The organism is Chitinophaga sp. sic0106, assembly GCF_019219075.1.
Lineage (GTDB): Bacteria > Bacteroidota > Bacteroidia > Chitinophagales > Chitinophagaceae > Chitinophaga.
This window is the reverse complement of the sequence record NZ_JAHUWJ010000022.1, coordinates 93,730-114,270: the sequence shown is the minus strand read 5'-3', so window position 1 is coordinate 114,270 and position 20,541 is coordinate 93,730. Positions and strand designations below refer to the sequence as shown.

The window sequence follows — 20,541 nt, the reverse complement described above, 5'->3', positions numbered from 1 at the left end:
AACTACTACTATTGGAAAACAACCCACCAAATGAACTTATTCTAACAAACCGCCGTATGCGGAACCGCATGTACGGTGGTGTGAGAGGACAGTGAGGGAAATAATCCCTCACTTCCTACTCGATTTCAGGGCTTGGGGCCCCACCGCTGGTGGGACCCCAAGCCCTGTTCCTCCCGTCTGCCGAAGGCGGACGAGAGGAACAGGAAACCTGAACTTTAACATTCCCCCTGACTTTTAAACCCTAAAAATTCATAAATTCAGGAATCTAAAAATATTGATTGTATTCACTAACAGATTAAAGCTGGACGTAATATGCAAAGACACATCAATAAAGTAGCCGTACTAGGCTCTGGGGTTATGGGATCAAGAATTGCCTGTCACTTTGCAGGCATTGGAGTTCAGGTACTACTGCTTGATATCGCACCAAAAGAACTGAACGACGCAGAAAAGAAGAAAAACCTCACATTGGATAGTCCTGCAGTGAAGAACCGGATTGTGAATGACGCTCTCCAGGCTGCTGTTAAGTCAAATCCCTCTCCTGTTTTCACGAAAGATGTAGTAAAACGCATCAAAACAGGCAATTTCACGGACGACATGAAAAAAATCGCAGATTGCGACTGGATCATTGAAGTAGTGGTGGAAAACCTGGCCGTGAAAAAAATAGTGTTTGAACAGGTGGAACAGTTCCGTAAACCCGGAACGCTCATTACTTCCAATACCTCTGGCATTCCCATTCACCTGATGGCAGAAGGCCGCAGTGAAGATTTTCAGAAAAACTTCTGTGGCAGCCACTTCTTTAATCCGCCGCGCTACCTGCGCCTGCTCGAAATTATTCCAACACCACATACGGATCCTGCGGTCATTGATTTCCTCATGGAGTACGGTGACCTGTACCTGGGTAAAACCACGGTGCTCTGTAAGGATACACCTGCCTTTATCGCTAACCGCGTAGGCGTGTATTCTATCATGGCCATCTTCCATATCATGCAGGAAATGGGCCTGGGCATCGATGAAATTGATGCGCTCACAGGTCCGGTGATTGGCCGCCCTAAATCGGCTACCTTCCGCACGGCGGACGTGGTGGGAATTGATACCCTCGTGAAAGTGGCAAAAGGGGTGCTGGAGAATTGCCCGGATGACGAAGCCATTGGCATCTTCAAAATTCCTGATTTCTTACAGAAAGTGGTGGAGAACAACTGGCTGGGAGATAAGACAGGTCAGGGTTTTTATAAGAAGACAACAGGGGCGAACGGAAAAGAGATCCTTACCCTCAACCTCCAGACTATGGAGTACGGGCCTAAACAAAAAGCCCGCTTCAGCAGCATTGATGCGGCTAAACCCGTGGAAGACCTGAAGCAGCGGCTGAAAATACTGGCTGGCTCCTCCGATAAAGCCGGCGAGTTCTATCAACAGTTCCATGCTTACCTGTTCTCCTATGTGTCGCATCGCATCCCTGAAATTGCGGACGACCTCTACAAAGTAGATGATGCCATGAAAGCCGGCTTCGGCTGGGAAATTGGTCCATTCGAGAGCTGGGACCTGCTGGATGTAGAAGCCTATGCGAAAAAAGTAGAAGAGAAAGGTCTTACCGTAGCACAGTGGGTGAAAGATATGCTGGCAAAAGGTATCAGGAACTTCTACAAAGTAGAAAACGGAAAAAAATACTATTACGATATTGCATCGCAGGACTATAAAGCATTGCCTGGTGAAGGGGCCTTCATCATCCTGGAAAACTACGGCAGCAACGTGATCTGGAAAAACAGCGTTAGCAGACTGATTGACATCGGCGATGGTGTGGTATGCTTCGACTGGCAAACGAAAATGAATACTATTGGCGGTGAAGTGCTCGAAGGGCTGAACAAGGCGGTAGACCGTGCGGAGAAAGACTTCCGTGGCCTGGTAGTCGCTAACGATGGGGCTAACTTCAGTGCAGGCGCCAACGTGGGCATGATCTTCATGATGGCCGCTGAGCAGGAGTATGATGAGCTGGATATGGCGGTACGGCTGTTTCAGCGTTCCACTATGCGTTTGCGTTATTCCAGCATACCGGTAGTGGTAGCGCCACATGCGCTCACACTCGGGGGGGGCTGCGAAATGGCATTGCATGCGGACAAAGTGCAGGCTGCTGCTGAAACTTATATCGGCCTCGTGGAACTGGGCGTAGGCCTCATTCCTGGCGGCGGTGGTACCAAAGAAATGGCTTTGCGTGCCAGCAACGAATTCAAGGAAGGCCGCATAGAAGAAGAGCCGCTGAAAGATTACTTCATGACCGTAGCTACCGCCAAAGTAGCGACCTCCGGTTTTGAAGGCTTCGATATGGGCGTGCTTCGCAAAGGTCATGATGAAATCACCATGAACCCCAGCCGCCTGATTGCAGATGCTAAACGCAGCGTCATCGCCCTGGCAGACGAAGGTTATACCCGCCCTGTAGAAAGAACAGATGTGAAAGTAATGGGTCGCAGCGCGCTCGGCGCCCTGCTGGCCGGTATATATGCCATGAAGTTTGGTAACTACATCTCCGAGCACGATGAAAAAGTAGCCCAGAAACTGGCCTATGTGATGTGCGGCGGAGACCTGACGGAGCCTACCCTGGTGAGCGAGCAATACCTGCTCGACCTGGAGCGCGAGGCATTCCTCAGCTTGTGCGGTGAACGCAAAACCCTGGAAAGATTACAGAGTGTAATTAAAACAGGTAAACCTATCAGGAATTAATTAGCCAATGTCAATACTATCCTTACAAGGCATCTCCAAAAGGTATGGTGCCGTACAGGCGCTGTCAGGTGTTTCTTTCGACGTTCCCCCTGGCAGCGTCTTTGGTATTTTAGGTCCCAATGGCAGCGGGAAAACTACGCTGCTGGGCATTGTTACTGATGTACTGAAAGCCGACAGCGGTACATTCCAGCTCTTCGGGAAAGCCGGTACTGCCACACAGCGACGCAGCATAGGTACACTACTGGAAACGCCCAATTTCTACCACTACCTCAGCGGCTGGAAGAACCTCGAAATTTCTGCCAGCATCAAACGCAGAGGTGCTGATGATATCGAGCGGGTACTCAAGGTATGTGGCTTGTATGCCCGCAAAGACGCTGCCTTCAAAACCTACTCCCTGGGAATGAAGCAACGCCTGGCGCTTGCGGCCGTACTGCTGGGTGATCCGGATGTACTCATCCTCGATGAACCTACCAACGGACTTGATCCTTCCGGTATTGCAGAAGTGCGTGGTATTATCCACAACCTGGCCCAATCCGGGAAAACGATTATCCTGGCCAGCCACCTGCTCGATGAAGTGGAAAAAGTATGTACGCATGTGGCCATTTTGCAACGTGGACAGTTACTCCTGTCGGGCGCCGTTACAGAAGTGATACAGCGGAATGATTTTGTGGAATTGTCCGCTTCTGACAACAGCGCGCTGGCAGCACTGATGCTGCGCTATCCTGGCTGCAACAGCGCTGTAATCAGCGGCAGCAGCGTGATTGCCACTTTTGATTCCTATCCCGATACCGCAGCCATCAATGGATGGTGCGCCAACAACGGTATCTGGCTGAGCCAACTGCAACTGCGTAAAAAGAGCCTCGAAAAAGCATTCCTGGAACTGACCCATACCTCAAACTCATGAAAAATATAATTTGGACCGAATGGCTCAAAGTGCGCACCTATCGCACCTTTTGGGTGATGCTGCTCCTGGCCGTTATTATCCCTCTTGCCGCTAACTTTTTTATGGCCAATCTCTTCAGCAATGGTGACCTGAAAAAAGCCACACAGCTGATGGGACAACCGTTCAGCTTCCCGGCCATATGGCTCAGCGTGGCCAGCATCTCCTCCTATACTTCCGGCCTGTTCGCGATTTTACTGATCATCCTCACCACCAACGAATATACCTTCCGTACTAACCGGCAGAACATCATCGATGGCTGGGACAGGCGGGAATTCGTATATGCGAAACTGTTTTGGTTGGTAGCACTCTCCGTACTGGCGTTGGCGTTATCTACCATCATAGGTATTATTGTGGGGGTTAGTTATGGAGATACCAGTGTTTCCTTTGAAGATTACCGCTACGTGGTGTATTACTTTCTGCAGGTCATGGTTACCCTCTCGCTCGCCTTACTGATAGCGGTTTTGCTGAAGCGCGCAGGTATTGCTATCGTGATCTTTTTTGCGTATACGATGATGATTGATAATATTCTGTCGGCATTGCTTACCCGTCAGTTTGGTAAGGTTGGCGGCCTGCTGCCTTTGCAGGCGGGCGATGAGCTGCTGCCGGTGCCGCTGTTCGGGAAAATGATCGCAAAAGAGGTATTTGAGCCTTATGTATACATCATCGCTATGGTGGCTTATATCAGCCTGGCGATGTACATCGTTTTCAGGAGGATGATGAAATCAGATTTGTAGAAAGATTATATATTTCACATTCTTTTAAAGCGAAATGTGTAGGAGAGAGCGTAAATTTGTGAAAGAAAGAAAAATTCCGAACTATGGCAGTAAAGGAAAAGTTGATTTTGGTAACGAATGATGATGGTATTACTTCGCCAGGTATTCGTGCATTGATAGAGGCGGTGAGGCCGCTGGGAAGAGTGGTGGTGGTAGCGCCCGACAGTCCGCAATCGGGCATGGGGCACGCTATTACGATCGGTGTTCCCTTACGGTTAAACCAGGTGGATATTTTCGAAGGCATTGAGGCCTGGCAGTGCTCCGGTACGCCGGTGGACTGTGTGAAGCTGGCCAGGGACAAGATCCTGGGTGGCCGCAAGCCGGACCTTTGTGTGAGCGGAATTAACCACGGTGCTAACCATTCCATCAATGTGATTTACTCCGGTACCATGTCAGCCGCCATGGAAGCTGCTATAGAAGGTATCCCCTCTGCGGGATTTTCTTTCCTGGAATATGATTACACCGCTGATTTTTCCCTTCCTGCAAAAGTAGCGCGGGAAGTGGCAGAAAGGATGTTATCGGCTGAACTGCCGGTAGGTACGCTGTTTAATGTGAACATCCCGATTGTGGAAGAAAAAAACTACCGGGGCATCAAAATCTGCCGGCAGGCAGATGCCAAGTGGGTAGAGGAATTTGACGAAAGACGAGATCCGCACGGAAAGAAATATTACTGGCTGACAGGCGAATTTAAAAACCGCGATACAGGCGATGATACTGACGTTTGGGCATTGGAAAACGGCTACGCATCTTTGGTGCCGGTGCAGTTTGATCTGACCAACTATCAACTGAAAAAGCAACTGGAGGAAGAGTGGAAAGATATGAAGTAACACTGCGTACAGTTACCCGTCCTATCGCCATCACAATCATGTTATGTTAAAGAAAGACAATTTACCGCTGGGAATATTACTGGGATTTATTACACCGATCCTGGCGTTTTTCCTGTACTATCTGGTGGCAGTGCGACCTTCCAACATTGAGTTTACCCAGTTTCTGGGACAGCTGAAAGGGAATTACCGCCTGATCCCTAAATTAACCAGTATCTGCCTGTTATTAAACGGCGTGGTGTTTTATCTTTACACCCGCAACAGGCGCGATCTGACAGCTAAAGGAATATTCCTGGTAACCATGCTGTACGCCATCGCGATACTGCTCATGAAAATTATCAGATAATTATTAACAGCAACGGAATTTGAAATATTACATTATTGCGGGAGAGGCATCAGGTGACCTGCACGGTAGTAACCTGATAAAACAGTTGAAGCAGCAGGATACCTCAGCGGATATACGCGGCTGGGGCGGCGACCTGATGGAAGCAGCAGGCGTAAAGGTGGTGAAGCATTATAAGGAACTGGCCTTCATGGGATTCGTGGAAGTGCTGATGAACCTGCGTACCATTCTCCGCAATATAGATACCTGTAAAAAAGATATCAGCGCTTTTAAACCCGATGTGCTCATCCTCGTGGATTATCCCGGCTTTAACATGCGTATTGCCGAATGGGCGAAGGCGGAAGGCTATAAAGTGGTATACTATATCTCTCCACAGGTATGGGCCTGGAAAGAGAACAGGGTTAAAAAGATCAAACGTACGGTAGATAAAATGCTTTGCATCCTGCCATTTGAGCAGGATTTTTACCATAAATGGAATTACGAGGTAGAATATGTGGGCCATCCGCTGGTAGAGGTAATTAAAGCGGAGAAAGCAAAGTCCGCTGACGCACCCATTGTGGAAAAACCGATCATTGCCGTGCTGCCTGGCAGCCGCAAGCAGGAAGTAAGTGTAAAGTTGCCTATCATGCTCACCATGGCCAAACACTTCCCTGAATACCAGTTTGTGGTAGCACAGGCCCCCAGCCTGGACGACGATTTCCTGGAAAGCCTCATCGGACAGCATCCCAACGTATCAAAAGTAAAGGGTAAAACCTATCCGTTGTTGCGACAGGCAACGGCTGCACTGGTAACATCCGGTACCGCCACCCTGGAAACAGCCTTGTTTGGTGTGCCTGAAATCGTTTGCTATAAAGGGAATCCGGTATCTTATCTGCTGGCCAAAAACCTGATTAAAGTAAAATACATCTCCCTGGTAAACCTGGTGATGGATAAGCTGGTAGTGAAAGAACTGATTCAAAACGATCTCACGGAAGCAAACCTGCTCAAAGAATTGTCAGCATTGCTGAAAGATGATACCCGCCGTAATGAACTGGCTGCCGACTATGCAGCCCTCTGGCATAAGCTGGGGGAAAAAGACGCTAGTCGCCGCGCTGCGGAAGTGATATATAATTTTGCCCGCGAATAAACCTACTGCAGGCCAACAACTCTTCGCGGAGATCGCGCAGCGGAGGTGATTTACCATTACGCCCGAAATTATTTCCCTGCAAAAAGGCCCGGACCAATGGTCCGGGCCTTTTTGCAGGGCTTTCCCGTCCACCTCAGGTGGACGGGAAAACAATAGCTTTAAAAGCTTTAGTGTCTCCTTATCAACCGGTAAATCACAATAATTACCGCAATAAAAAACACAATGATGCTGATCCGGTTCATCCCGTGCATCATCGCTACATAGCGGGTTTTAGGCGCATTCGGATCTTTTTTGCCTATATAGAAATAACGCAATATTTGCTGCCACATACTTTTCATACGGTAAAGATCGTAAAACTATTATTCTCATTTCCCCTGAGATTGTTATTTTTGGTGCCTACTCAAATCATCATCTGGTTATGAAATTAAAGCTGATGGGTCGCTTTTTGCTGGTGATCTTTTTTTTATCCTTTTTTACTAAATCGATTTACTCCCAGGTAGATACGCTGAAAAGTGGGTGGGAATTTGGCCGTCCGGATGAGCGGGTGTGGCGCAGTGCCACTGTTCCCGGTACCGTGCACACAGACCTGCTGGCACATCAGCTCATTCCCGACCCATTCAAAGGAATGAACGAAAAAGCCGTGCAGTGGGTGGATAAAAAAGACTGGTGGTACAAATGTACATTTGAGGTAACAGCAGCACAACTGCAGCAGGAGGTAGTAGAACTGGAATTCCTGGGCCTGGATACCTACGCAGAAGTATCCGTGAATAACCGGGATGTACTGGTTACGAATAATATGTTTCTTTCCTGGTCTGCCGATGTGAAGAAACACCTGAAGGTGGGGAAAAATACCCTGCTGATTAAGTTCGAAAGTCCGATCAAACATGATATGCCACGCTTTTTGCGCGACAGCGTCATTTACCCTGCGGGCAACGATGCGAGTGATATTCCATTGAGTGTGTATGCGCGAAAAGCGCCGTATCATTATGGCTGGGATTGGGGCCCGCGGCTGGTTACCAGCGGTGTATGGCGCCCGGTACTGTTGCGCGCATGGAGTAAAGCAGCTATCCGCAACATATCAATCCAACAAAATACCACTGCCGCAAAAGCTGATATTGCTACTACTGTGAAGCTGGAAGCCGTTACAGCAGGTACTTACCAGCTAAGCGCTGCATTGTCGAAAGACGGCGCTAAGCCGGTGGCCACCACTATTCCGGTTACGCTTAAAGCAGGCGTTAATGAAGTAACGGTAAATTTATCCGTTAAAAATCCGCAACGCTGGTGGCCTAACGGCATGGGGGCACAAAACCTTTACAGTATTGCGGTGCAGCTATTGGATAATAAACAGCCGATTGCACAGGCGGGCAAAAAAATTGGCTTGCGTACCATCGAAGTGGAAAACAAACCAGATGCCCAGGGCGAAAGCTTTTTTGTGAAAGTCAATGGCCGTCCGGTGTTTATGAAAGGTTCCAACTACATCCCCCAGGATAATTTTCTGCCACGTGTTACAAAAGAAAAATACAAACAGCTGTTCGACGATATGCAGGAAAGCCATTTCAATATGGTGCGTGTATGGGGTGGTGGCATCTATGAAAATGATGAATTCTACGACCTCGCGGATGAAAAAGGGATTTTAGTATGGCAGGATTTCATGTATGCGTGCACGTTATACCCCGGCGATAAATCATTCCTGGAAAATGCAAGAAGGGAGGCGGTTTATAACATCAACCGACTGAAGGATCACGCGTCAATGGCGCTGTGGTGCGGTAATAATGAAATTGCAGTGGCTATTAAAAACTGGGGTTGGCAAGACGGCTACGCCTATACGAATTCGCAGTATGAAGGCATGCAGCGTGCTTATGATAAATTGTTTAAGGAGATATTACCGGCAGCAGTAAAAGAAAATAATCCGGGCACGTTTTATTTCCACTCTTCTCCCATCAGTAACTGGGGAAAGAAAGAAGATTTCACCAAGGGTGATAATCACTACTGGGGTATCTGGCACGGTATGGAGTGGTTCGAAGCCTATAATACACATATTCCGCGCTTCATGAGTGAATACGGTTTTCAATCGTTTCCGGGGATGCAAACCATTGACAGCTTTGCCACTGCAGCAGATTATCACATTTTTTCCAATGTGATGCAATCCCACCAAAAGAGCCCTGCGAAAGGGAATACGGCGATTAAGATTTACATGGATCACTATTATGATACGCCAACAGATTTTCCTGCATTTGTGTACCTGAGTCAGGTGCTACAGGCGGAAGGCATGAAAGTGGCCATAGAAGCACACCGCAGGAACATGCCTTATTGCATGGGCAGCCTGTACTGGCAGTTGAATGATTGCTGGCCGGGGCCTTCCTGGTCGGGCAGGGATTATTTTGGGAGATGGAAAGCGCTGCAATACTACGCTAAGCGCGCATTCGAGCCGGTGATCCCGTCCTCAGCAGAGGAAGATGGGCAGTTGAAAACCTATGTAATCACCGACGAAAAAGCGGATAAAACAGCCTGGAATATTGGGATAAATCTTACACTCACTGACCTGCAAGGCAATATCATCTCCCAGAAAAAAATACCTGCACGTAAAATACAAGATGGTACCAGCACCCTGGTGAATACCATAGCAGTAAACGATTTGCTGCAAGGCAGAAAACGCAATGAGGTAATATTCTATACTGAATTGGTAATTGACAATAAGGTTCTGCATCCTAATCTGTATTACTTTGCAGTAGCAAAAGAAATTGCGTTACAACAGCCCGGAATTACAGTCGCCTGCAAGGATGCAGGTAATGGCGTGGATGTAACCATTACAACAAAACAGCTTGCGAGAAATATTTACCTGGAACTGAAGGGAGAAAAGGACGGCGAACATTTTGAAGATAACTTCATGGACCTGCCGGCTGGTACACAACGCACAATACACCTGCGCACCAGTCGCACCGCAGCAGCCATACAACAACAGCTGAAAATAACTTCGTTGGTTGACACTTATAAAAAATAACTATGCGTAAACTTTTAATGGCAGCAGGACTGGCATTGATAGGGATGAATGCTGTTGCACAGCATGAAGAGCATCCTTATATTCCGGAACCTGACAAGGCAGTACAACAAAAACTGGATGAGTGGCAGGACTGGAAATTTGGTATGATTATCCACTGGGGTCCTTACTCTCAATGGGGTGTAGTAGAATCCTGGAGTCTTTGTCCGGAAGATGAAGGTTTCACTCAGCGTAAACCTTACGGCATACCGTATTACGACTATCTGAAAAAATATGAGGCACTGGGTAAATCATTCAACCCGGTAAAATTCAATCCTGAACATTGGGCAAAAGCTGCTGCTGATGCAGGTATGAAGTATATGGTGTTTACTACAAAACACCACGATGGTTACTGTATGTTTGATACCAAACAAACAGATTACCGCATTACCGGGCCGGATGTGGCTTTCAGTAAAAATCCGCGTGCAAACGTAGCTAAGGAAATATTTGAAGCCTTCCGCAAAGAAGGGGTACATACCGGTGCTTATTTCTCCAAGCCGGACTGGAATACCGAATATTACTGGTGGAGTTATTTCCCGCCTAAGGACAGGAATCCGAGTTATGATATCAGCAAATACCCTGAGCGCTGGAATAAATTCAAACAGTTTACCTACAACCAGATTGAGGAACTGATGACCGGTTACGGTAAACTTGAAATCCTTTGGCTGGATGGCGGCTGGGTACGTCCTGAAAAATACCAGACAGCAGAATCCAGGACCTGGGGCACTACCAAAGCACAGGACCAGGATATTGATATGCCTAAGATTGCCGCTATGGCACGTGGTCATCAGCCAGGCCTGATTGTGGTGGACCGCAGTGTGCATAGCCAGTACGAAAACTACCGCACACCGGAGCAGCAGATCCCTGACAAGCCGCTGAGCTACCCATGGGAAACCTGTATGACGATGGGTGGTTCCTGGTCGTATGTTCCTAATGATCAGTATAAGTCTGTCAATACTTTGATTCATAATCTGGTAGACATTGTGGCCAAAGGTGGTAACTACCTGCTGAATGTGGGGCCTGGTCCTGATGGTGAGTTGCACGACGCTGCTTATACAACTATGAAGGGAATAGGTGAGTGGATGCATGTGAACGGTGATGCTATTTACGGTACCAGGGCGGTAGCGCCATATAAGGACGGTAAGGTTTGTTTCACCACGAAGAAGGACGGCAGTGTGTATGCCATATATTTATTGGATGATCAGGAAAAGTTGCCGGCAACCATCACTTTTAAGGGACTGACCCCGGCTAAGAAAGCCCGTGTGGAAATCCTCGGTGGTGCGAAATCTTTAGTGTGGAAAACTGCGAATGGAAGCACCGTTATTAACATTCCATCAGCTATGCAGGGTAAAGGATTTAAGCATGCTGTTGCTATCAGGATCAGTGCTGTGGAAAAACTGTGATTATAATGTGAATTAGTGTTAATAAATATAAAAGGATTGACAGGCTTTCTGTCAGTCCTTTTTTGCTTTTTATACGTAGGTATAGTAAAGGCAGCCCCGTATAGGCCCTCAAGAAAAATCTGATTCAACTGTAGCAGCAGGAATATTTGTTTTTGGATTAACGATTGATTAACCGCAAATGAGTGGAATTTTATAAAACTTGCATAGACAAAGAATTTAAGTAGAAAATAACCATATCTGGACTCAATACAGGACTCGGTATTTACAAGGATAGTAATGTGAATAGAACCCCCACATTTAATCATGAATAAGAACCCTCGTATTTTGTTGGTAGAAGACGATAAGGTCTTCGGTGGTATTGTAAAACGCCGGTTGGAAGATGCCGGATTCCGGGTAGAGCATTGCCTGGACGGTGCGAAAGCCTGGCAGGTATACCAGCGCTCCAAATTTGATGTGTGCCTGCTGGACATAGTGCTGCCGGGTATGAATGGCTTTGAGCTGGCGCGCAGCATCCGGGATAAAAGCACGCTGGTGTGTATCATTTTCTTTTCTGCGGAAAGGACGGAAGATACGGACCGCATCGAATCCTTCGAGATCGGTGGCGATACCTATCTTACCAAGCCATTCAATATCATGGAGTTAATGCGGAAGATACTGGTGTTTCTGAAATATTCCAGGCCACTCCGCTCTGATCTCCTGCTGGCGCATTCTGTGGATAACTACACCTTTCACTACCGTAAGCTGAAAGTATTTGATAACAGTACCAAGGATGTGGCGGGAAAGCTATCCCCCCTGGAATCCAAGGTGTTGCGGTATTTTTTTAGTCGTCCTAACGTGATCATCCGCCGGGATGAACTCCTGATCCGCGTTTGGGGAAAAGACGATTTGCAGAACAGTCGCAGCATGGATGTGTATGTTACCAAGGTAAGGCGTCTTATCCGGGAATACCTGCAGGATATAGAGCTGGAAACATATCACAATGCCGGCCTGCGGCTGAAAGTGCCCGAAGGAAAGTTGATAGAGCGGATTTCAGTGCCGCTGGAAAACCCCATCAGGCTCTAAGGCATTCAATATGACCCAATTCCATAGCCAGGTTTCTTTCAGATTAGATTTAATCGTAACTTTAAGGCAATGGAAACAGTGGTAGTTCAAAAATATAATTTAGACGAAGAGCAGGAAAAGAAAGAGATTGTACGACATTACCGGGCCTTGCTCCGGGCGCTGAAACCGCGTCTGAAAAAGGGAGACCGCGAACTGGTACGTACTGCTTTTGAAATGGCAGCAGACGCTCACAAGGAAATGCGGCGCAAATCCGGCGAACCGTATATCCTGCACCCGCTTGCCGTAGCACAGATATGCGTGGAAGAAATCGGACTGGGCGTCCGCTCCGCTATCTGCGCACTTTTACATGATACCGTAGAAGATACCGAAGTAACCCTGGAAGATATTACCAGGGAATTTGGTAACGAAATCGCCCATATCGTTGATGGCCTTACGAAAATCAGCACCGTAATAGATTCCAGCACCAGTACCGCACAGGCAGAGAATTTCAAGAAAATCCTCCTTACACTGGCAGATGATCCCAGGGTAATCCTGATCAAACTGGCCGACAGGCTGCATAACATGCGTACGCTCGACAGTATGAGCCGCGAGAAGCAATTGAAAATAGCTTCCGAAACGGTATTTATCTATTCCCCGCTGGCACACCGCCTCGGCTTGTATATTATCAAGTCCGAAATGGAAGACCTGGCCATGAAGTATACCGAGCAGCAAACCTATAAGGATATTGCCCGCAAGCTCAAGGAAACAAAACGCGAACGTACCCGCTATATCAACGAGTTTATCAAGCCTATTAAGGAAGTATTGCAGGAAGAAGGCTTTGATTTCGAAATCTATGGCCGGCCGAAATCAATACATTCCATCCATAATAAAATCAAAACCAAAGGAGTATCCTTCGAAGAAGTATACGACCTGTTCGCCATCCGTATCATCCTGGACTCAGCGCCGGATAAGGAAAAAGCCGATTGCTGGAAAGTGTATTCCATTATCACCGACTTTTACCATCCCAGCCCTGAGCGTACCCGCGACTGGCTCAGTAACCCCAAATCCAACGGTTATGAAGCCCTGCACGTGACAGTGATGGGCCCCAACGGTAAATGGGTGGAAGTGCAGATCCGTTCCAAACGCATGAACGACTACGCCGAAAAAGGGGTAGCCGCCCACTGGCGTTACAAGGAAGGCAGTTCCTCACCACAGCAGGAATCCAAGTTTGACCAGTGGTTTATGCAGATCAGGGAAATCCTCAGCAATCCGGATTCCAATACGCTCGATTTCCTGGCCGACTTCAAAAGCAACCTGTTTACAGAAGAAATTTATGTGTATACACCGAAAGGTGACCTCAGGATCCTGCCTGTAGGCTCTACCTCACTGGATTTTGCTTACTCCATCCACAGTGCGGTGGGTAACAAATGTATAGGCGCCAAAGTAAATTATAAGCTGGTACCGCTCAGCCATAAACTGCGCAGCGGGGATCAGGTGGAGATCATCACCTCCAACAAACAAAAACCATCTGAAGACTGGCTCAACTTTGTGCTCACCGCCAAAGCGAAGTCCAAGATCAAAGATGCGCTGAAGGAAGAAAAAAGAAAGATTGCCATGGATGGTAAGGCTACGCTGGAGCGTAAGCTGGATCACATGAAAATCAATCCCAGTCAGTATAATATCAATGAGCTGGTACAGTTTTATAAACAGTCCAGCCCGCTCGATCTGTATTACCAGATCGCGATAAAAAATGTGGACCTGCGGGAACTCAAAGAATTCACCCTGTTGGGTGATAAGCTGGAGCCACCAAAGCCTGCACCGGTCAAACAGCCGGAACATGTGTCGGAAGAAGCAGTGAAGCACCAGATTCCCAGCAAAAAAGACGCAGAGCTGATTATTTTCGGTGAAAGTTCCGACAGGATTGCCTACAAGCTGGCTAACTGCTGCCGTCCGATCCCTGGTGATGATGTATTTGGCTTTATCACTGCCAGCGAAGGCCTCAAGATCCACCGCACCAATTGTCCGAATGCAGCGCAGCTGCTGGCCAACTACGGGCACCGTGTGGTAAAAACGAAATGGGTAAAGAACCGCGAAATCTCCTTCCTCACTGGTTTACGTATCATTGGAATGGATGATGTGGGAGTTATCCACAAAATCACAAATATTATTTCAGGAGAACTGAAAGTAAATATCTCGGCGCTCAGTATTGAGTCAAAAGAGGGCCTTTTTGAGGGTTTGATCAAGGTGTATGTCCATGATAAGGACGAACTGGACGAGCTCGTAGAAAAGCTTAAAAGCCTGGATGGTATTCAATCTGTGCAGCGTCTGGAAGAGTCCTGATAATGCTTTTTATTTTTTTAGGGAGAGATGAGGCGCCGGCGGCGCCTCATCTCTCCCTAACCTGACCAGCACCCGTGGCGCAGGGCAGGTTAGGGTCAAACCGTCAATTGAATGCACGCCTGAATGTGCCCCCCAAACAGAGAAAGTAATTTCCAGAGTTTGTAATTGTTATAAATCGCTTTAATTTTGCGACTTCTTTTAAAGCAACAACCTCCGATAAATAATTAAATCATTATGGTAGACGTTTTGTTAGGCCTGCAATGGGGCGACGAAGGTAAAGGTAAAATTGTGGACTATTTTGCCGGTAAATACGACGTGATTGCCCGCTTCCAGGGCGGTCCGAACGCAGGACACACATTGTATGTGAATGGACAGAAAGTAGTTTTACGCACCATTCCTTCCGGTGTATTCCACGATAGTACCATTAACCTTATCGGTAATGGGGTAGTGCTGGACCCGGTAGCTTTCCAGAAAGAGAGCCAGGATATTTCCGCACTGGGCATCGACCTGACAAAAAATCTTTTCATTGCAGAAAAGACCCATATCATTGTTCCTACGCACAGAGCGCTGGATAAAGCATCTGAAATCTCTAAAGGCAATGATAAAATCGGTTCTACCTTAAAAGGTATCGGCCCGGCCTATATGGATAAAACCGGCCGTAACGGTTTGCGCGTTGGTGATGTGATGTCGGCCGACTTCGAAAACCTCTATGCCAAACTGAAAAAGAAGCACCTGGAGTTGCTGTCTCATTTCGATATTAGCGAATTTAGTGATGATATTGCTGCATGGGAAGCTGAGTTCTTCGAAGCAGTGAAATTCCTGCGTACCATGAACGTGGTAGCCGGCGAGTATTTTATCAACGAAAAGCTGAAAGCCGGTAAAAAAGTACTGGCGGAAGGCGCACAAGGTAGCATGCTGGATGTGGACTTCGGAACTTATCCGTTTGTTACCTCCTCCAACACTATCTCTGCCGGAGTTTGTAACGGTCTGGGTATCGCACCACAATGGATCAAAGAAGTAATTGGTGTTACCAAAGCTTATTGCACCCGCGTAGGTAGTGGTCCTTTCCCTACCGAGCTGCATGATGCTACCGGTGAGCAACTGCGCGCCGCTGGTCACGAATTTGGTGCCGTTACAGGCCGCCCACGCCGCTGTGGCTGGATTGACCTGGTTGCACTGAACTATACCTGCATGCTGAGCGGTGTTACCCAACTGGTGATGACCAAATCCGATGTACTTGATGAGTTTGATGAAGTATATGCTTGTACCGCTTACGAAATCAACGGACAACAAACCAAACAATTGCCTTTCCAACTGAATGGCCTGGACATTACACCGGTGTACGAAAAGTTCCCGGGCTGGACAGAAAAAACTGCTACTTGTAAGCAATTCAATGAGTTACCAAACGAAATGAAAAGCTTCGTATCTTCAGTAGAGAATTATCTTGGCGTTCCTGTGAAATACGTTTCCAACGGGCCGGGACGCGACCAGATACTTGAAAAGTAGGTCCAAAAAATTACGGAAAAAAAACGGCAAAAAAAATTTGGCGAATAAAAAAAACTATTAAAACTTTACGGCAAAGAAATAAGTGAACCTATTATGAAATCAAAATCTGATAAAGAGAAAGAGACTAAAAAAACTACTTCTCCTAAGACTGCAAAAGACGCTCCTAAAGCTGCGGCCAAGCCTAAGAAAGAGGTGGATGAAGATGATGAGGAGGAAGATGATGAGGAGGAAACTACTTCTAAATCTTCTTCAAAAAAATCAGATAAATCTCCATCTAAATCTAAACGTAAGTCTGACGATGATGAGGATGATGACGACGAAGATGGAGATGTAGATGATGCAGATGACGCATGGGAGAAAGGCGAAGATGAGGACTATGATCCTGACTTCGAAGAATTCGACATGCCTAAATCTAAAGGTAAACGTGGCCGTCCTAGCACCAAAAAAGGGGATGATGATGACGATCTGGGCTTTGATGACGAATTCAAAGACATGGATCTGTTCAATGATCGCTTTGATGATGATGACGACGATTTCTAAGCACTAAACTGGTTATTATCAGGAATTTCTATTTTTTCCCGGTTGATGATCACAAAATATTTAAGCAACAAATGTTGAATTGGGCTGCCCGGTTCAACATTTGTTGTTTATTAGACAACAACTACTATCCGTCGTCTTATCATCAATACGAAGCCATACTTGGAGCAGATGCCATCGATACATTGCAACTGCCCGCAGGCAACGCCTTTAACGCACTACTGCAATTTTATGACAGCCGTAAGGACTGGTTATTCGGCCATCTCGCTTACGACCTCAAAAATGAAGTAGTACCTTCCCTGCACTCGCAAAACCCAGATGGAACCGGATTTCCGGACCTGTTCTTCTTTCAGCCGCGCATCGTAATGCTGCTCGAAAAAGAAGTAATAGCCATCGGTATGCCCAACGCCACTGAAGAAGATGCCCACGCCATATTACTGGAATGCCTTGGTATGCCCGCCACCGTTGCCGATAATACACCACCCGTCGCGCAACCATTGCAGGCACACCTGGACCACGACAGCTATATAGCCGCAGTGAAATCCCTCCAGCAGCACATCCTGCGCGGGGATTGCTATGAGGTGAACTTCTGCCGCGAAAACTTTATTACCAACGCCAGCGTATACCCGCCGGCGTTATATGCACGGCTGAGCGCCCTCTCTCCGGCCCCGTTTGCGGCGTATTACCGCCTGAACGACAAATACATGGTATGTTCCAGCCCCGAACGATTCATCCAGAAAAAAGGCCGCCAAATCATCTCCCAACCTATAAAAGGAACCAGCCGCAAAGATGCTGACCCGGCCACCGACGAAGCACTCAAAAAAGCCTTGTTCAACAACGCTAAAGAGAGAGCCGAAAATGTAATGGTAGTAGACCTGGTACGGAATGACCTCAGTCACGCCGCCATCAGAGGCTCCGTACACGTGCGTGAACTCTTTGGTATCTACTCCTTTGCACAGGTGCATCACATGATATCCACCGTAGCAGCCACCCTCCCGGACAACCAGCCATTCACCGAAGTGCTGCGGCATGCCTTCCCCATGGGCTCCATGACAGGCGCACCCAAGAAAAGCGTGATGGAACTGATTGAATCACATGAGAAAAGTCGCAGAGGGCTGTACTCAGGTGCCGTAGGCTATATCACGCCGGAAGGCGATTTCGATTTTAATGTGGTGATACGCAGCATCCTGTATAACGCTACTGCCAGATACCTATCCTTTCAGACAGGATCGGCCATCACCTTCTACAGTGACCCGGAAAAAGAATGGGAAGAATGCCTGCTGAAAGCAGCCGCACTGCGCAAAGTACTTAGTGCTTCGGAAACAACTGCTCCATAGCCTTGTCAATGGTAGGATAGGAGAACTGGAACCCGGTATGCTGGATCTTATCCGCCGATGCCCGCACGCTCTTCAGGACCTCCACACTCATTTCTCCCAACGCCACTTTGAGCACAGCAGCAGGCACATAAGCCATCATATAGCTTTTGCCTTTGGCGGCTCTGGCCATAGCTTGTATCAGTTCCTTGTTGGTGACAGGGTTAGGCGCCACGGCGTTGTAAGTGCCCTCCAGCTTGTCGTTTACAATGGCGTTGAAAAACAAGCGTACCAGGTCGTGGATGTGTATCCAGCTGATATATTGCTCCCCATTGCCCATGACTGTGGCAAAACCGAAGCGCAGCGGTTTATAGAACTCTTTGAGCGCGCCGCCATCGCGACTCAACACAATGCCTATACGAAAAGTCACGAGTTTTTTACCGAGAGATTTTACCTCCGCAATACCCTGTTCCCACAGCTGGGTGGTAGTGCCGAGATAGTCCTGCGCTGGGGTGTCCGACTCGGTGAAAATATGATTGGTATATTGGCCATAATAGCCGGTAGCGGAGGCGCTGATTACTTTCTTAACTTTATTAGGGGTAGCCAGCAAGGCTTTTACAATCAATTCACTGCTCTGGGTGCGGCTGGTAACAATTTCCTGCTTACGGGCATCTGTCCACCTTTTCTCGCCTACGTTTGCGCCGCTAAGATGCACGATATAGTCGGCCTGCTGCAGCGCAGCAGTATCTATAGTTTGCGTGTTCACATCCCAACGGGCGTAGGTAACCTGCTTATTACGACCCCGCTCTGGTGTACGGGTGAGCACAATTACCTTGTACCCTCTCTCCAGTAAAAGGTCCGTTAATGCGCTGCCTACCATCCCGGTGCCACCGGTGATTAAAACGGTTTCCATTGAGAATATGCTGTTTTAAAAAAATTAATTAAATGTACACAATAAATCCAGCCTTTTGGTATTAATGTAACGGGAAAAGGCCTACGGAATTGTGCACGGAAATTGCTTACCAATATTGTAAATTTTAATGTAAGTTTGAAAATCAGGTTAGCTGCAATCCGTCTGCCACGCATAACCAACAACTTTTTGAAACACAACTGAAGCATGCATACACTATACCGCATCCAATTGTTGCTATTGATGCTGCTGGCCGGCACCACGGTGATGGCCCAGAAAATATCCTATTCACAACCCGAAAAGGATGACTATAAAAATACAGAGTTCGAAATCATCGGCCGTGTAGCCGGAAATATACTGGTGTATAAGTCCGACCGCGGTGACTATGCTGTTTCTGTGTATGACAACGCCATGGAGCTGAAAGAAAGGGTGCCGCTCGACTTCCTGCCCAAAAAAGTAATCAGCATGGACTTTGTAGCCTATCCCAACAAAGTTCTCATGATCTATCAGTTCCAGTACAAGGATGCCATATTTAGCTACTGCGCTACTATGAGCCCGGATGCAAAATTTGCTGCAGAGCCACTCCTGATTGATTCTACCCGTATCGGTTATTATTCAAGAGAGAATAAAGTCTACTCCCTGGAAGTGTCCGAGGACAAGAACAGGATCATGGTGTATAAAATCAACCAGGACAACGAAAACAACAATCTCTTCTATACTTTTCTGTACGACAGCGCCATGCAGCTGGTAAACAACAGCAAGGTGAGCTTGCCGATGCAGTCAAAAAAGTATTTCCTCAATAACTTTAACCTTACCAACGACGGCGATTTCATCTTCAATAAGCTCGAAAGAACCAGCAGTAAAGACTATGTGATCAGCGGCAATATGATTGTGAAACACCCGCTGACGGATAGCTTCGAGGTTACCCCGCTGGAGTTTAAATCCCAGATGCTGGATGAGGTGAAGATGAAACTGGACAACCAGAAAGGCACCGCCCTGATTACCGCATTCTACTATAAGCAGAAGCGCGGAAACGTGGAAGGCTTATATCTCTATAAATATGATTTTAAGAATCAGAAAACGATTTATGAGAAGTCAGCCCTGTTTAGTCCTGAACTAAAGGCCGCCGCACGTACTGAATCCAGTACCAATGCTGCTTTTAACGACTACTTCATCCGCCGGGTGATCAATACCGCCAACGGTGGTTTCCTGCTTACTGCTGAGTCGTTCTCTACATCGAGCCGCTACCAGCCATGGAACCGCTGGAATTACATGTACGGTAATCCATACAGTGGTTTTTATTCTCCCTATTATTATTCCCCTTACTCTCCATGGTACTACAATCCCGGTTATTGGAACAATTCCCAGGGCCTGCGCTACCATTACGATAAAGTGATTGTCCTTTCTTTTGACGAAGAAGGAAACATGCAATGGAATAACTTCGTGAACAAGAGCCAGTTTGACGATAATGCCGACCTGTATCTTTCTTACATGATGGTAAACATCGGTAGTGAGCTGCGTTTCCTGTATAACGACCTTGACCGCAGAAGCTATATCCTGACTGACAACAGCCTGGAGCCCAGCGGTAAGATCAACAGGATGCCTACACTGCGTAACCTGGACAAAGGCTACACCTGGATGCCACGCTACGGGAAACAAATCAGTTCCAAATCAGTACTGATACCGTGCATCTACAGGAACTATATTTGCTTTGCTAAAATTGACTTTTAATC

16 protein-coding genes are annotated in these 20,541 nt (G+C 47.3%); 14 read left to right on the top strand and 2 right to left on the bottom strand.

The features are described from left to right. Positions 1-312 precede the first annotated feature (312 nt). The 6 genes from KW844_RS24945 (at position 313) to lpxB (ending at position 6,721) form a co-directional block, all read left to right on the top strand. Positions 313-2,712, top strand: coding sequence for a 3-hydroxyacyl-CoA dehydrogenase/enoyl-CoA hydratase family protein (locus KW844_RS24945; RefSeq protein WP_218379511.1), 2,400 nt, complete (start codon positions 313-315; stop codon positions 2,710-2,712). Positions 2,713-2,719: 7 nt separating this feature from the next. Next, complete coding sequence (locus KW844_RS24940) at positions 2,720-3,616, top strand: ABC transporter ATP-binding protein (RefSeq protein ID WP_218379510.1); 897 nt, start codon at positions 2,720-2,722, stop codon at positions 3,614-3,616. Further along, a complete protein-coding gene (locus KW844_RS24935) occupies positions 3,613-4,389 on the top strand; it encodes an ABC transporter permease (protein ID WP_218379509.1) in 777 nt (258 codons plus the stop codon). Before KW844_RS24940 ends, KW844_RS24935 begins: the two co-directional genes overlap by 4 nt. An 83-nt stretch (positions 4,390-4,472) precedes the next feature. Beyond that, positions 4,473-5,255 (top strand): 5'/3'-nucleotidase SurE, encoded by a 783-nt coding sequence (gene surE, locus KW844_RS24930; protein WP_218379508.1) that lies wholly within the window; start codon positions 4,473-4,475, stop codon positions 5,253-5,255. Between the two features lie 43 nt (positions 5,256-5,298). Beyond that, positions 5,299-5,598 carry a hypothetical protein gene (locus KW844_RS24925; protein WP_218379507.1) on the top strand — a complete coding sequence of 100 codons (300 nt, stop codon included), beginning with the start codon at positions 5,299-5,301 and terminating at the stop codon, positions 5,596-5,598. Between the two features lie 19 nt (positions 5,599-5,617). After that, on the top strand, positions 5,618-6,721 hold the full coding sequence (lpxB, locus tag KW844_RS24920) for a lipid-A-disaccharide synthase (RefSeq protein WP_218379506.1): 1,104 nt from the start codon (positions 5,618-5,620) through the stop codon (positions 6,719-6,721). 167 nt (positions 6,722-6,888) lie between these two features. Here lpxB and KW844_RS24915 read toward each other — a convergent pair whose 3' ends face one another. Further along, entirely contained in the window at positions 6,889-7,059 is a 171-nt protein-coding gene (locus KW844_RS24915) for a DUF6728 family protein (RefSeq protein WP_178372071.1), read from the bottom strand. An 80-nt stretch (positions 7,060-7,139) separates the two neighbouring features. Between KW844_RS24915 and KW844_RS24910 the strand changes: the two genes are divergently transcribed. From KW844_RS24910 to KW844_RS24880, 7 genes are all read left to right on the top strand, one after another. Further along, on the top strand, positions 7,140-9,722 hold the full coding sequence (locus KW844_RS24910) for a glycoside hydrolase family 2 protein (RefSeq protein WP_255578616.1): 2,583 nt from the start codon (positions 7,140-7,142) through the stop codon (positions 9,720-9,722). Between the two features lie 2 nt (positions 9,723-9,724). After that, on the top strand, positions 9,725-11,161 hold the full coding sequence (locus KW844_RS24905) for an alpha-L-fucosidase (RefSeq protein ID WP_218379505.1): 1,437 nt from the start codon (positions 9,725-9,727) through the stop codon (positions 11,159-11,161). Between the two features lie 303 nt (positions 11,162-11,464). Further along, a complete protein-coding gene (locus tag KW844_RS24900; protein ID WP_218379504.1) occupies positions 11,465-12,223 on the top strand; it encodes a response regulator transcription factor in 759 nt (252 codons plus the stop codon). A 69-nt stretch (positions 12,224-12,292) separates the two neighbouring features. After that, positions 12,293-14,542: a bifunctional (p)ppGpp synthetase/guanosine-3',5'-bis(diphosphate) 3'-pyrophosphohydrolase gene (locus KW844_RS24895; RefSeq protein WP_218379503.1), complete on the top strand. Its 2,250-nt coding sequence runs from the start codon at positions 12,293-12,295 to the stop codon at positions 14,540-14,542. Positions 14,543-14,776: 234 nt separating this feature from the next. Beyond that, positions 14,777-16,048 (top strand): adenylosuccinate synthase, encoded by a 1,272-nt coding sequence (locus KW844_RS24890; protein WP_218379502.1) that lies wholly within the window; start codon positions 14,777-14,779, stop codon positions 16,046-16,048. Positions 16,049-16,141: 93 nt separating this feature from the next. Next, positions 16,142-16,588 carry a hypothetical protein gene (locus tag KW844_RS24885; RefSeq protein ID WP_218379501.1) on the top strand — a complete coding sequence of 149 codons (447 nt, stop codon included), beginning with the start codon at positions 16,142-16,144 and terminating at the stop codon, positions 16,586-16,588. Positions 16,589-16,659: 71 nt separating this feature from the next. Beyond that, complete coding sequence (locus KW844_RS24880; protein ID WP_218379500.1) at positions 16,660-17,922, top strand: anthranilate synthase component I family protein; 1,263 nt, start codon at positions 16,660-16,662, stop codon at positions 17,920-17,922. Here the strand turns inward: KW844_RS24880 and KW844_RS24875 are convergent. Continuing rightward, positions 17,894-18,811, bottom strand: coding sequence for a TIGR01777 family oxidoreductase (locus tag KW844_RS24875; RefSeq protein WP_218379499.1), 918 nt, complete (start codon positions 18,809-18,811; stop codon positions 17,894-17,896). The genes KW844_RS24880 and KW844_RS24875 overlap by 29 nt on opposite strands. Before the next feature lie 204 nt (positions 18,812-19,015). On the opposite strand from KW844_RS24875, the gene KW844_RS24870 reads away from it, so the two are divergent. After that, the gene (locus tag KW844_RS24870) at positions 19,016-20,539 is read left to right on the top strand and encodes a hypothetical protein (RefSeq protein WP_218379498.1); all 1,524 of its coding nucleotides are present in this window, start codon (positions 19,016-19,018) and stop codon (positions 20,537-20,539) included. Positions 20,540-20,541: the final 2 nt, after the last annotated feature.